1 protein-coding gene is annotated in these 1,067 nt (G+C 72.5%); it reads left to right on the forward strand.

The window, feature by feature from the left end; translation table 11 throughout:
- Positions 1 to 65: 65 nt before the first annotated feature.
- A complete protein-coding gene (locus ACWGH4_RS35360) occupies positions 66 to 1,043 on the forward strand; it encodes a hypothetical protein (RefSeq protein ID WP_453468029.1) in 978 nt (325 codons plus the stop codon).
- Positions 1,044 to 1,067 lie beyond the last annotated feature (24 nt).

Below are 1,067 nucleotides of genomic sequence, written 5' to 3' on the forward strand. Positions count from 1 at the left end.
GCCCACACCCAAGGTCTCGAACGTTGTTCGTGATATCGAACCATTTTCTTCAGTCGAGGAGATCCATGTCCCCGTCCGCAATGCCTCGCTCAACGCCTCGCAGGCCCGGTGAACCCGCCCTCGCCGCCCTCGGGCTCGAGGGCCCGGCCCTCGACCCCGCCGACGCCTCCCCGCACTCCTTCCCCGACGGCGGCCGCTGGCGGGTGGAGATCCCCTCCGTGGAGGGCCCCGAGGCGCTCGCCGCGGTGCTCAAGGAGTCGACCCGGCTCGACGTCCCCGTACACCGCGTCAGCCAGGGCAGCGGCGTCTGGATGCTCGGCGACGACGAGATCACCGAGATGGTGGAGGCGACCGCCGAACGCGACATCGAGCTCTGCCTGTTCACCGGACCGCGCGGCACCTGGGACATCGGCGGCTCCACCCGTACCGACTCGCGGGGCGGCGGGCTGCGCGCCCGGGGGCACGACGCGGTCGCCGGCTGTGTGGAGGACGCCGTCCGCGCCACCGAGCTGGGGGTGCGCTGTCTGCTCGTCGCCGACGAGGGGGTGCTGTGGACCCTGCACCGGGCACGGTCGCGCGGTCTCCTGCCCGCCGGCACCACCCTGAAGGTCTCCGCGCTCATCGGCCCCGTCAACCCCGCCGCGTACGCCGTGTACGAGCGGCTCGGCGCCGACTCCCTCAATGTGCCCAGCGACCTGACGCTGGACCACCTCACCCAGATCCGCCGGGTGAGCGGTGCGCCGATGGACATGTACGTGGAGGCGCCGGACGACCTCGGCGGCTACATCCGTATGTACGAGATCGCCGAGCTGATCCGCCGGGGCGCCCCGCTCTACCTCAAGTTCGGCCTCTCCAAGGCCCCGTCGATCTACCCCTCCGGCCTGCACCTGCGGGAGACCGTCCTCAGCACCGCCCGTGAGCGGGTCCGCCGTGGCAGGCTCGTGCTCGATCTGCTGGCCCGGCACGGCGCCGGCGACGCGATGTCGCCGCTCGGTTCGCGGCTGCCGGGCGAGCTGCGGCGCTTCGAGGACGCCGGCGTCTGAGACGCACGAAGGCCGGGGCCGCAC

Source organism: Streptomyces sp. NPDC054847, from assembly GCF_053610925.1.

Excerpts from the sequence above, each read along its gene's own strand:
- ACWGH4_RS35360 (WP_453468029.1), top strand. The coding sequence starts at position 66 with ATGTCCCCGTCCGCAATGCCTCGCTCAACGCCTCGCAGGCCCGGTGAA.